This window comes from Paenibacillus diazotrophicus, assembly GCF_042610465.1.
In genome coordinates, this window is record NZ_JBGJZN010000001.1 from 1153189 (window position 1) to 1165789 (window position 12601).

13 protein-coding genes are annotated in these 12601 nt (G+C 50.0%); 3 read left to right on the forward strand and 10 right to left on the reverse strand.

Features of this window, described 5'->3' with window-relative positions; all coding sequences use genetic code 11:
* Positions 1-44: 44 nt before the first annotated feature.
* The 9 genes from ACAN54_RS05160 to ACAN54_RS05200 form a co-directional block, all read right to left on the reverse strand.
* A complete protein-coding gene (locus ACAN54_RS05160; RefSeq protein ID WP_379153239.1) occupies positions 45-560 on the reverse strand; it encodes a hypothetical protein in 516 nt (171 codons plus the stop codon).
* A gap of 36 nt (positions 561-596) precedes the next feature.
* Positions 597-1562 carry a GGDEF domain-containing protein gene (locus tag ACAN54_RS05165; protein WP_379153241.1) on the reverse strand — a complete coding sequence of 322 codons (966 nt, stop codon included), beginning with the start codon at positions 1560-1562 and terminating at the stop codon, positions 597-599.
* On the reverse strand, positions 1543-2451 hold the full coding sequence (locus tag ACAN54_RS05170; RefSeq protein WP_379153243.1) for an EAL domain-containing protein: 909 nt from the start codon (positions 2449-2451) through the stop codon (positions 1543-1545). Before ACAN54_RS05170 ends, ACAN54_RS05165 begins: the two co-directional genes overlap by 20 nt.
* Before the next feature lie 208 nt (positions 2452-2659).
* Entirely contained in the window at positions 2660-2923 is a 264-nt protein-coding gene (locus tag ACAN54_RS05175; protein ID WP_074088579.1) for a YlbG family protein, read from the reverse strand.
* Between the two features lie 39 nt (positions 2924-2962).
* Positions 2963-3403: a YlbF/YmcA family competence regulator gene (locus tag ACAN54_RS05180; protein ID WP_379153245.1), complete on the reverse strand. Its 441-nt coding sequence runs from the start codon at positions 3401-3403 to the stop codon at positions 2963-2965.
* A gap of 73 nt (positions 3404-3476) precedes the next feature.
* Positions 3477-5435 carry a helicase-associated domain-containing protein gene (locus ACAN54_RS05185; RefSeq protein WP_379153247.1) on the reverse strand — a complete coding sequence of 653 codons (1959 nt, stop codon included), beginning with the start codon at positions 5433-5435 and terminating at the stop codon, positions 3477-3479.
* Positions 5432-7132: a DNA repair helicase XPB gene (locus tag ACAN54_RS05190; RefSeq protein ID WP_379153249.1), complete on the reverse strand. Its 1701-nt coding sequence runs from the start codon at positions 7130-7132 to the stop codon at positions 5432-5434. Before ACAN54_RS05190 ends, ACAN54_RS05185 begins: the two co-directional genes overlap by 4 nt.
* Before the next feature lie 123 nt (positions 7133-7255).
* Positions 7256-7684, reverse strand: coding sequence for a CBS domain-containing protein (locus ACAN54_RS05195; protein ID WP_379153251.1), 429 nt, complete (start codon positions 7682-7684; stop codon positions 7256-7258).
* A gap of 79 nt (positions 7685-7763) precedes the next feature.
* Complete coding sequence (locus ACAN54_RS05200) at positions 7764-8933, reverse strand: M20 family metallopeptidase (protein ID WP_379154188.1); 1170 nt, start codon at positions 8931-8933, stop codon at positions 7764-7766.
* A gap of 237 nt (positions 8934-9170) precedes the next feature.
* Here ACAN54_RS05200 and ACAN54_RS05205 point away from each other — a divergent pair, with 237 nt between their 5' ends.
* Both ACAN54_RS05205 and ftsW read left to right on the forward strand, forming a co-directional pair.
* A complete protein-coding gene (locus ACAN54_RS05205) occupies positions 9171-9518 on the forward strand; it encodes a YugN family protein (protein ID WP_379153253.1) in 348 nt (115 codons plus the stop codon).
* On the forward strand, positions 9515-10759 hold the full coding sequence (gene ftsW, locus ACAN54_RS05210) for a putative lipid II flippase FtsW (protein WP_379153255.1): 1245 nt from the start codon (positions 9515-9517) through the stop codon (positions 10757-10759). The genes ACAN54_RS05205 and ftsW overlap by 4 nt, the downstream gene beginning before the upstream one ends.
* Before the next feature lie 141 nt (positions 10760-10900).
* Here the strand turns inward: ftsW and ACAN54_RS05215 are convergent, their stop codons facing one another.
* Entirely contained in the window at positions 10901-11266 is a 366-nt protein-coding gene (locus tag ACAN54_RS05215) for an Asp23/Gls24 family envelope stress response protein (protein ID WP_019911482.1), read from the reverse strand.
* Between the two features lie 153 nt (positions 11267-11419).
* Between ACAN54_RS05215 and cax the strand changes: the two genes are divergently transcribed.
* A complete protein-coding gene (gene cax, locus ACAN54_RS05220; RefSeq protein WP_379153257.1) occupies positions 11420-12490 on the forward strand; it encodes a calcium/proton exchanger in 1071 nt (356 codons plus the stop codon).
* The last annotated feature ends 111 nt before the right edge of the window (positions 12491-12601 follow it).

Consider the following 12601-nt stretch of genomic DNA (forward strand, 5'->3'; position numbering starts at 1 on the left):
CATGCAGCCTTCCGCCGCATGCCTTCTCTGTAACCGTGCACTTGTTACCTGCGTCTGCGGCGTTTCTTCCCCAGCTTTATACGGCGGGAATGGCGCAGCCACGAAAAGTAGGCTCTCAGATCCCGCAGCTGTGGAGTTACCGAAATATTGCCGAGAAAACTAACCACAACCATCACATACAGCGGTTGGCCTGAGAGTGTGGTGGTGCCTTCCAGTTCCTTGAACTGAACCACCATCGACGTATTGTTGTCGATCAAGTAAGCATTATATTCAGTCTGCGAATACGGCCTTACCCGGTTCTGTTTCACGCATTGCCATATCCACGCGCCAATATCCGCTTCCTTACCGTCTTCATTGCTGATCCGGTCTGCATATCGGCTTTTCGCATGCGGTGTTATAACAATATCGGCTACCCTGTATTCATTCAGCATGATGTGAAAGGGCTCGTACACCCCCCACATTTCCATCCCCTTGACATGCATAATCATCACACTCCACTGAAAGGGTCTTGGCATGCTCTTATTGTTGTCAATCTTACCGCATTGACGTTTGTTGTTCAAGCATGCTCCCGTTTCAGACCCTGGTGCCGCAAATGATTAGCTGGGTTTATTTACGGATAGATCCCTATCATCCACATAACTGCTACCTTTGATCGATTTGCATTTTTTCTTAAGCCTTGCGGCCTCACCAGAGAGGTCCTCAATAGAATCGAATGGGCGGTAACGGTTCGTAACAACGGCTATGGAGATCGAGACCAGCGGAATTTCTTCCACCACGCCTGAACGGCTCTCGGTCAGCACGTAATGCTGTGCCAAATGCCCGGGATGATAGAACTCTAGCATCACTTTGTCAAACTCTGCCATGATGGTCTGGCAATATTCCTCATAGTGATAATCGTCTATACAAATAATAAAGTCATCCCCACCGATATGCCCCAAAAATCCTTCCAGCCGCAAGGTACAATGCTTTAGGATCTCCGCCGTGGCCTGAATCATCCGGTCGCCTTCCTTAAACCCGTAAGTATCGTTATACGCCTTGAAATGATCCAGATCTATGTACAGTACACTGAACTGCTCTTGCAGCAGCGATTTCACCATCCACTCATTGATGCTCAGATTTCCCGGCAGACCGGTCAGCGGATTCAAAAAGCTCGCGGCCACCGCCTGGATCTCGGCAAAATTCAGCAGCAAATCCCTCACGCTTACCGCCCCGAACAATGCCCCTTCATGGGTGACCAGCACGTAATCATACAGATGCTCTTCAGTTCTGTCCATTGCCAGCCGGCTAACCTCGGTAATTGGCGTTTTGTAATCTACAACCAGCGGAGAACCGTCCATGATCAGTCCGACGGAGCGGCCCATATATAGCGTGAAGCCATAGAGCGTGCCAATCTGCTGATAAAATCGAATCCTCATAATCAGTGCGACCGCTTGTCCGCCCTCCGTCACCGCCACACCTTGAAGCTGAGGGTTGCTTTTGAAAATTTGATCCACATACGCGCATTTCTGGTGAGGGGAGATCTCCGGAATTTGTTCAGCAATTTCACCGATCTGAAGAAACATGCTTATAACCTCCTCTAACTGGAACTTGTAGTGAATCCGTTGGAAAAGCGCCTCGCACAGGCAAGTGGCCGGGTCTGCCAAGCGCATAACCCTGTCCGAATTCAATGCCTGCCATTTGCAGATACAGCAGTTCTTCCCGCGTTTCAATGCCTTCGGCAATGATCCGGGTAGCAGAGCGATAAGCATATTCACGGATCAGCTCCAAAAGCTCCTGCTGCTCCCTGTTGCCGTGGATGCCTCGGATCAGTGATTTATCCAGTTTTATGAATTCTGGCTTCAGATAGACAAGCGTCTTGAGGCTATTATAGCCGGAGCCGGCATCATCCACCGCAATACGAAAGCCCTGCTCACGATAATGAGACAACACTTTCTCGAATCCTACATAATCCTGGACCGCCTGCCGCTCGGTTAATTCAAATACAACCCGCTCCGGGGAGAGATTCAGCTCCTGCAGAAGACTGAGCGTTTCTCCGCTTTTATGCCGGGCATCGTTCAGGACTCCAGGGTGTACGTTGATAAATACAAGCCTGTCTGTCCATACTTCATCTTCCGGCAACCGTTCCATGTAGCGAGATAGTGAAATCCGCCGGCAGTAATGCTCAAATCTGAACATCTGATCTGTGCGGCCAGCAAATTCGTAGAAATGCTCCGTGGTGGGAAATTGTGCAGAGTTAGGCGGCCTGTTCAGAACCTCATGTCCCATCGTCTGCCCGCTTCTCAGCTGCAAAATCGGTTGAAAAAAGGTATCCAGCCGCCCATGATTCATAATATCCAGCAGAGCAGACAGCCTTCCCAGCTCTTTCACTTCGTTACGCAGCCTTCCGCTGATATGTTGAACATACTGGGGAATTGCTGATATTTTTTGGGTTATTGCCATTCGTTTCGTCATTTGGTCACCTGTATGCTTTTCCTCGTGAATTTGGCCACTCTCTCCCCAGCTTAATCCGGAAGTATTAAGCAGCGATAAAATACAAGGGAAAACAGAGGCATTTCGACAAACTTCACAGCTTCACCAAAAGTCCAAAGCTCATATTTAACCTCCTTACACAAAAAAAAGCAGATGCCCCTGGCACCTGCTCATTCTCAAAGATCAGAACCTACAGACCATAATAACGGGTCTTGTCCGGTCCATTGCTTGTATATTCCGTCTTCAGTTCATTCCGGTAGGATCTTTCAATCTTGCGCACGTAGGAGAGTCTGCGGACGTTCTTCATTACTTCCTCGGCACGTTCAGCGTTCACATACATTACGGCGTAATGCATTTTCCTGGACACATAATGCAAAGTCCCGTATTTCTCCAGATTCCGTGCCGCCTTAACGTCACTTACCCATACAATATATCCTGTTCGTTCCGCAAACATCAGCTATTCGCCTCTCTTTCTCTTGCCCTGATCCGAAGCCTATCCGCAGGAGCAGCTACCGCCGCTTCCGCATCCGCCGCCCTTGGGAGACGGGTCATTGCTTGGAACCTTGATGCTCTCCGATACCGAGAAAGCAATGGTTTCCGACATGGAATGAAGCATGTCATCGAGGTTTTTCTCAGCCTGCTTGAAGCGGGCAACCTCTTCGAACAGCTCAAGCTTCTGCTCAACCGCTGTAACCTCATCCTTAGCAGAATGATAATTGGGATGGAAATGTCCAAACCGCTGCGTCTCCTCAAACAGCTCTTTTTTCATTTGCAGCTGCTTGACCATGGCCTGGACTTCTGGGTTGGCATCCACCTGGCCCTTCCAGTATAAGTAATCCGATACCTCGGCGGATTGATTAATCATATCACCTAATTCATAGGCGTATGTCAGCACTTCGGCCATATCAACCGTATTCAATTCCGCTACGCTCATGAACTTCAACTCGTTTCTCTGTTAATGTTCTACTTCATATCGTAGACTTACTTATCATACCATACCCGGCCGCCTAAGCAGAAGAGGAATTTCTCCGCATTTTGGGAATGATGAGCTGCATTTCCTGCCAATCCTCTGCGCCTAGACATGCCTCCTCCACACTATCCGAATCCACAGAGAGCAGCACACCCTGTACTTCCCAAGGATTCCGGCGGATGTGTGCGGGAACGAATTCATAGATTTGGCCCTTAACGGACAAACGGACCTTAATCCCCCAGTCCCAAGCCTGCTCCATCACTTTCTGAGCGGTCGTAACGTGATACTGGCGCCATTGCTTCATCCACATCTGTGGCACAGACGCAAGACCGGTGAGCATCGCCTCCTCGTCCGTATGCAGATTCAAATGGACTTTTGGCAGGTCTGGTGCGGTGACAAGCAGCCCTCGTTCAGGCACATATGCGGAAAAAGCAGATGCGGATGAGAGATGCACCTGGCTCCCGCTGATTAATGGCCATTCCTTCCCCGGCTTCTCTTCCACTCCCGCTATCCGCTTGGCTGGAGCCATTCCTGCTGCTCCCAGCTCCTTACGTACTGCTCCTATATCTTCTGCTTGGATAATAAAATGCAAGGGACCAATGCGGGACAGCTTTCCTGCCAGACGGGGATGGGCAGCGATATCATTGCCGTCTGTTTCGGACAGACAGGCAAGCAAGATTACCTGTGTGAGTTCCGTCCTGCCAATCCCTTTTCCCCACTGTTCCAAAGACAACTCCACCTGTTCCGGCAGTCCGCCTATTGCATGACTTGCCAGCCAGCTAATTACAGTTTGCGGTGAGAGCCCGAGCTCCGCTGCAGACTCCAGCTTTTCCCGGGTCAGCCGGTAGCTCCAAATATCGTCACTGTGCAGAAGCTCTGCACATGCTGCGAGTATCCAGCGCTGGATGTAAGGACACTCCCGAGGAACCAGCACTTCAAAATCAGGGTGAATAATGAACCCTTTAGATGCCGGAATGCCCACTTCTCCCGCTTGCTGTGTACCCTGCTGATTCCCTTTTATCTCAGCTTCGATATCCCGTTCTGCAATACCGCTGCCTGAGCATATTAGCATAGCAGACTCGTCCGAATGGATCTCCGGTTTAGCCGGTGCCCAGCGGAAACAAGCTGATCCGTCCTCCGTACTTCCCAGCTCACACCAGCCGAATCCTGCCAGCCCTTTGAGCCAACGATGTGCAGAACCCTCTAATGTTTCTAGAGATTGTCCATGCGCCATTCCCTGTTCAGACATCCAGGCCAGAACATCCCGGATCATATACCACTGGCCTGAATGATATGCGGATGAGGAAATGATATAACGGAAAAGCTGCTCTGCTGGTCCCAGAAGACCGTAACGATTCAATATCAATCCGTACAGCTGATTTGACATCTGCTTGCCGGTAAGCTGCAGCCAGCTTCCCAGTATGTCCGTTTCCACAAGGTATGCCGATTCCGTTCGGCGGATAAGCCCAAGGCATAGCAGCAGATCGAGCATAACCATAACCGGAAGTGGAAAAGGATACACTGCAAGCTGCTCCGGCGGGAACAATCCTTTCAGCAGTTCCTCGGACAGAGTAAGCTTGGCAGCTAGACGGCTGATACTTTTTTTATGAACAGCTCCTTTGGCTGTAACCGGCAGCCCATCGCCGGCGATGAACATAAGAGTTCGAAATAATTCTCCCGCGAGTTCCGGTCCGGCCTCCGCTTCAATTCCCGTTACCCTTTCTGTAGTCGGCATAGGCTTACGTCTGGGGAACAATTTGTGCAAAAGACCGGACAGGTGCTCTACGGGGATTTGATACAGCAGTTCCCCCCATAATTTCTGCCGAAGCTCCAGCATACCTGCCTCCCGCAGTTCCAGCAGAGCCAGATGCAGATCTACCCGGCACAGCGACACTGGAGACAGCTGCTCCGCCTGCGCTTCATTAAACGGGCGGGCAGCGTAGGCTTTGATAATCTGGTGGAGTACCAGCAATGCTTCAGGCGATAACCCCATCATAAGATAATCTCCTCCTGTTGCTCTGTCTGGACCGCATAATCATAACCCTGCTCGGTCAAAAACCTGCGGCGGCGCAGTGCAAAATCCTGCTCCCTGCTCTCTCCAGACACGAGTGTATAGAAGTAAGCCTTGTTCTCTCCGGATTTTGGCCGTAGAATACGTCCCAGTCGCTGGGCTTCCTCCTGCCTAGAACCGTAGGCACCAGACACCTCGATGCCTACAGAGGCATCCGGAAGATTCACAGCAAAGTTCGCTACCTTGGATACAACCAGAATCCGTATTTTTCCATCTCTAAAAGCAGAATACAACTCGCTGCGTTGCCGCTGCGGCGTTTTTCCGGTAATAAGCGGTGCACCCAGGCTTGCCGCCAGCTGGTTGAGCTGGTCCAGATATTGTCCGATGACCAGAACCGCTTCATCAGGATGTGCATTAACGATCCTTGTTACAGCAGCAATCTTAGCCGGATTGCAAGCAGCGATCCGGAACTTTTCTTTTTCTCCGGCATACAAGTACTTCAGCCTGATCTCAGCGAGCATGGGTACGACAACCTCTATGCAGTCTACTGAAGCTATCCATCCCTGCTTCTCCAGCACCTTCCACGGCAATTCGTAACATTTGGGACCGATAAGCGAAAATACATCACTCTCCCTTCCATCTTCCCTGACTAAGGTTGCGGTCAATCCAAGTCTCCGGGTGGCCTGAATATCCGCCGTAGCTCGAAATACCGGAGCTGGAAGAAGGTGTACCTCGTCATAAATAATCAGTCCCCAATTCCGCTGCGTGAACAGATTCATATGAACAAAAGCACCTCCCCTGGAACGCCGGTGTGTCAACATTTGATACGTCGCTACCGTTACAGGTAAGACCTCTCTTTTCACGCCGCTGTATTCCCCTACAGATTCTTCATTCAGTCCCGTTCTCTCCAGCAGCTCATCCCGCCACTGCGCCACTGAGGTGGCGCTTGAAGTTAAGATCAATGTCTCGCATTGCAGGCTCGCCAGCACAGCCAGACCCACAATTGTCTTACCAGCACCGCAGGGCAGAACTACAACTCCGCTAGCACCCATCTCCTTGAATCTACGGACTGCTGCTTCCTGATAGTCGCGAAGTCCAAAAACATCCTTAACGGAAGCCGTCCCGCTCGGCGCTGACTCTTTCCATGGCACATCCAATGCCTGACCATCCCGATAGCCTGCATAATCAAGAACAGGATACCCCATCCGTGTCAGCTCCTGCTTTAGCAGACCGCGTTGTTCCGACGGACACCGGTATTCCAAAGGAGCGGTTCTTATCAGACCAACCCCGCTCAAGCAGTTTTGCTCTGCCAATTCATCCATTAGCCCCGGGTTATCCGCTCGCAGAATGAGCAGCGAAGGATCCGCCGAATCGGTATGGAGCTGCAATCTTCCGTAACGGGAGACCAAAAGTCTGATCTCCTCCTCCAGACCGGCAGGAACTCCCGAGCTAGATAGCAGAGCCAGATTCTGCAGTATATCTTCGGCTGTTCTGCCTGAGGCCGCCGCATTCCAAAGTGACAGATGGGTAATCCGGTAAGTGTGATAGGCCGGCAGGCTCTTCACAAGCTCACAAAAATCAGCCAAAAGCATCCTCGCCGCCTCAAAACCCGAATGCCCGCATTCCAGCAGCAAGGACCCGTCCTTACGGACAGTGCACGCTCCCATTCCGCTACCTTTCATCCAATAACCTCCATTACAAATCTCTCAATGATCAACGGCACTATGTATCTTTTGAAAAAAATAAGATAGCAGGAAAAAGCCCACCCCCGTAAACAACGGACATGAGCTTCCCCTAATTATTATCTAATGCAGATGCTGCTGCGAAATGTCAGTCAAGGCATCCGCCGCTTCATCAGCGAAAATGTTCTTCACTGCCAAATCGCCTAGCGATACAATTCCGATCAGCTTTTTCCCTTCTACGACCGGTATACGACGAATTTGCTTGGAAGCCATCAGATCGGCTGCTTCATCTACAGAGGTGGTCTCAGATACTGCTGTGATCCCTTTGGTCATCACCGTTTCCACGGAAGTTGAACCGGAATGCTTCTGCGCATAACCGCGGATGACCAAGTCCCGGTCCGTAATGATGCCAATCAGGGTTTCTCCATCCGAATCCACAACAGGAATTACACCTGTATCGGCATCTTTCATCTTCACAGCAACCTCATACAGATTATCCTGCAGCTTCACACATACAGGATGTGCTGTCATCACTTCTTTGACTGTCTTCAAGATTGAACCCTCCTGTCATGTTATCCATGCTATTCGGAAGTAGGTTCCCCTTGAAGTCCAAAATTTATGCGTGAGTCATCTATTCATTCAGACAGGAATCAGCCATCGCTATAAGCAGTTTCGCTCCATACAGCAAAGCATCCTCGTCAAAGTCAAATTTGCTGTGGTGGTGCGGGTATACTGCATCTTTATCAGGGTTCCCTGCACCAACAAAGATAAAGCAGCCGGGAATTTCCTTGACATAGTATGCAAAATCCTCAGCCGGCATGATCTTCTCCATCTGTACAACGCTGACCGCATCACCGAGCGCGGATGGCGCCACACGGAGAAAACGCCGAAACTCCGCTTCATCATTCTCCAGCGGAGGATACCCCATTAAATAATCCATCTTGGCTTCCGCACCGTAAGTAGCCGCCACGGCAACCACCATCTCTTCCATTCTCTTCTTAATGAGGTAACGGGTCTCCTCGTCAAACGCGCGCACTGTCCCTGTCAGCCGGCAGCGCTCCGAGACGATATTCTGAGCGGAGCCTCCCTGAATCGTGCCTACATTGACTACAGCGGGCCGAAGCGGGTCTACGGACCGGCTGACTATGCTCTGCAGCTGTGTCACAAGAGCAGCTCCGGTCAGTATACTATCAACTGTGCGGTGCGGTGTACCGGCATGTCCGCCTTTACCGGTGATGTCAATGAAGAATTCATCGGCTGAGGCCATCAATGGTCCAGGTGCACTGGCTACTGTTCCAATCGGCAAAGGTGTCCACAGGTGAAGCCCATAGACCGCATCTGCACCCTCCAGCACCCCTTCTGCAATCATTCCCAGTGCTCCCCCAGGGCATATCTCCTCCGCCGGTTGGAACAGGAAGCGCAGCTCTCCTTGCAGCTCTTCCTTGCGGCTGCTGTAATAAGCCGCCGCCGCTAGCAGCATGGACGTATGTCCGTCATGACCGCAGGCATGCATGACTCCTGGTTTCTGCGAGGCATATTCACGGCCATTCTCTTCTGTAATGGCCAGAGCATCCATGTCAGCACGCAGCACAACTGTTTTACCAGGCTGCCTTCCCTTTAATATCCCGGTCAATCCATAACCGGCTTTGCTTCTAATGACTTCAATCCCGAATGCTTCCAGCTTGGCAGCAACAAATGCCGACGTTTCTTTCTCCTGGTAAGACAGCTCCGGATGACGGTGTAAGTGCCGGCGCCATTCCACCATATCCGGCATCAGCTGTTCAAGCTCTAACCTCTCCATATCCAATCCATTCCCTTCTCCTGATTCCTGCTATGGCAAGGCATATAAGTCTACCGTTCTACTTCCAATCAACCCTAAGGCTATATTTCTATTATTGTAGCAGAAACACAAAAAAGAGGGTACCGATAGGCCTCTCGTGCCTTGCAGAACACCGGGAAACATACTATCATGAAAAAGAACATCTATAATAATGAGCATAAAATTATGATTATACTTCATAAGGGGGATATGTGCGCTATGATATTTGAGAACACGGGCCTCGTTGGATTGAAGAGTGACCTTGTCTATCTGGACGAAAGTGCTGCCAAAGCCGGATTTATCCGCTGGCAGTGGGAATACTACCGTGCCACTTACGACTGCAAAATCGAAGATAAGCAGAACGGTGGAGAGTACTTTTTGCGGATCAATACACGTGCTGTCGAGGGTAAGCTGGAAAAATCGGATGCTGTGCTCGCAATTGAAGCCGTTTACTTGGGTAAAGCTACCTTTCCGCATGGTCTGGAGTATGAATCTCCGGTGCCCAAGCCTGTTCTGGATGATGCAGCGAAGCATATTCTTGAACTGAAAGCGTTGCTGGAGGCTTGAGCAGTGTAAAGGGAAAGACGGCCAAAAATGTCAGCCTGCCCAAAAGAGGAACACCTGATTTCCAGTTGCTTATTCTGACCCTCCTGCTTGTCGGCTTTGGACTGGTGATGGTCTTCAGTTCCAGTTCAAGCCTTACCCTGGCCAGTGAGAAGTTCGGAAATGACCCCTTATATTTTGTTAAACGCCAGATCATATGGGTGGTGCTTGGAAGCATTGTTATGTTTGTAACGATGAATATCCACTACACCAAATTCAAGAAATGGTATGCCCCAATCTTCATGATCACCCTATTTCTGCTATTATTCGTGGCATCCACAGAGAAAATCAACGGTGCCAAAAGCTGGATCGGCATTGGCGGACTCGGCATCCAGCCCACGGAGCTGGCCAAAATATCCATTATTCTCTATTTGGCCGCCCTGATTACCAAAAAAGGTGAACGGCTTAGAGACTTACGTACAGGATATATTCCCGTGATGGTTATTGTCGGAATTGTCGCCGGACTCATTATGATGCAGCCGGATTTAGGTTCATGTCTTATCCTTGTAGCCACAAGCGGGCTGGTCATCTACGCAGGGGGGGCCAGCATGAAACATATTATGGCCTCTATTGCTCTGCTTGTGCTGGGTGTCGGGATTGTTATGGGGGCGAAAACGGTTATAGATTCCCTGTCACCGTCTTCAGAGACCGCAGTAGTCAACCAGGACTACAAACAGGACCGGATCAGTGCCTTTATTGACCCCCTCGCAAATGCTGAGGACAGTGGCTTCAATATCGTTCAGTCTTTGATCGCTCTTGGTGAGGGTGGAACCCGCGGCTCAGGCTTCGGGCAGAGTATTCAGAAGCTACACTACCTCCCTTATCCCTATACAGACTTTATCTTTGCCGTTATCGGTGAAGAACTGGGATTTGTGGGAACCTCCATTTTTCTGTTGATCTATCTTTACTTCATTTGGAGAGGCATCCTGATTGCGCTTAGATGTACTGATCCCTTCGGGACCCTTGTCGGTATCGGTGTCATGGGTCTGATTGCCATCCAGGCCTTTGTCAACATCGGCGGTGTCACCAACACCATCCCGCTTACCGGGGTAACACTTCCATTTATCAGCTATGGAGGTTCTTCCTTGCTTGTTACCATGCTGTCCATGGGAATTATGCTGAGTATTTCAAGAGAGACCAACCGGCCAGCCAAAGAGGAAGTCACGAAATCTGTTACGACCGTTAGACAAGTACGTGCCCGCTGACGCTACATAAGTGTCATCTCAGCGACTAACCCCATCTAACATTTTTTTTACCAAATACACAAAAGGCAGCCCAGGATAACCTCCCGGACTGCCTTTTGTAATTTGGGTCAGCATGCTGCCCTCATAAGCCTTTATACAGTTTTACGAAATTTCGTCGTTCTTAAAGGCTACGCCTTCTACCTTAACATTGACTTCAACGATATGAAGTCCTGTCATGCTCTCCACAGCCTCACGGACATTCTGTTGAAGCATCCGGCACACCTCGTGAATCGGAGTTTCATACAGTACGATAATTCGCAAGTCTACTGCGGCTTCAAGCTGACCCACTTCAACGGTTACACCCTTTTGAACGTTCTTACCGCTGAGACGTTTAGCCCAGCCTTCCGACAAGCCGCCAGACATGGCCGCGATTCCCGGGGTCTCCAAAGCAGCCAGTCCGGCAATCTTCGAGACGACGTCATTTGATATCCGTATGTTACCCATTTCCAGTTGAAGTTGTTCCGCCATGCCATAACCCCCCTACACTCATTATCAATTATTGTAATTCGAAAACAGGCTAAAAAGCAAATGACTTTCTTGCATTCCCGTTTACACTTAGGAACAATTTGGGTATATTGATTATGAATTCAACCTACATATTGAGACTGGAGTGTGCTTTACTTGAAAAAATGGATATCTCCGGCGCTGTTAGCTGTTACTTTTCTCCTCAGCGCCATCGGACACTATGCGAATTGGGACCACACGCTGCAGTTCGTGCTTTCTGCCATTTCGGTCGTTTTTGTAGCAGGGTTTCTGGGAAGAGCTACCGAGAGTGTAGCCCACTATGCCGGACAGCGGCTGGGAGGCTTTCTTAATGCCACCTTCGGCAATGCGGCTGAGCTGATCATCGCCTTTTTCCTGGTAAAGGAAGGTCTCTTCGATATGGTCAAAGCCAGCCTCACCGGTTCCATCATCGGTAATCTCCTGCTGGTACTGGGCCTCAGTATTTTTGCCGGCGGCATGAAATTCAAAGTTCAGAACTTCAATGTCACGCTGGCTGGACTGAATGGCTCCCTGATGATCGTTGCGGTTATAGCCCTGTTTGTACCCGCCATGTTCTTCAACACCCATTCCATCACAGAAAAAGATACCGATGTACTAAGTCTCGTGGTGGCCGGACTGCTGATCGCCGCCTACATGGCCTGGCTGATCTTCTCCATGATTACACACAAAAAATATCTGGCAGACGTTACCGAAGACAACGATGAAGAACTGCCGAATGAACACAAGCCAGCCTGGTCTATGCGCAGATCAATTATCTATCTGGTGCTGGCAACGGTTATGGTTGCTTTCGTCAGTGAATGGCTGGTCGGCACACTGGAAACCTTGACCGAACGTTTTGGCTTCAGCGAGCTCTTTGTTGGTGCATTCCTTGTAGCCATCATTGGGAATGCCGCAGAGCACAGCGCAGCAATTATGCTGGCTATGAAGAACAAGATTGGGGCTGCGGTAGAAATTGCTGTCGGCAGCAGTCTGCAGATCGCCTTATTCGTTGCTCCGGTTCTGATCTTTGCCAGCTATTTCATGGGCAACACAATGGATATTGTCTTCACCACGATAGAGATTGTCGCGATCGCCGTATCGGTCTTTATCGCCAAATCCATCATTCAGGATGGTGCAACCAACTGGTATGAGGGATTGCTCCTGCTTGCCGTGTACATGATTCTCGGCGTTTCTTTTTATCTCGTGTAAGACAAAAAAGCACATGGGCGGACCAAAGGTCCCCATGTGCTTTTTTATAATATAAGAATTATAGGTTGTGCACCATTCATCATCCTGCTATTCACTGCTTCTAAAGGTTAG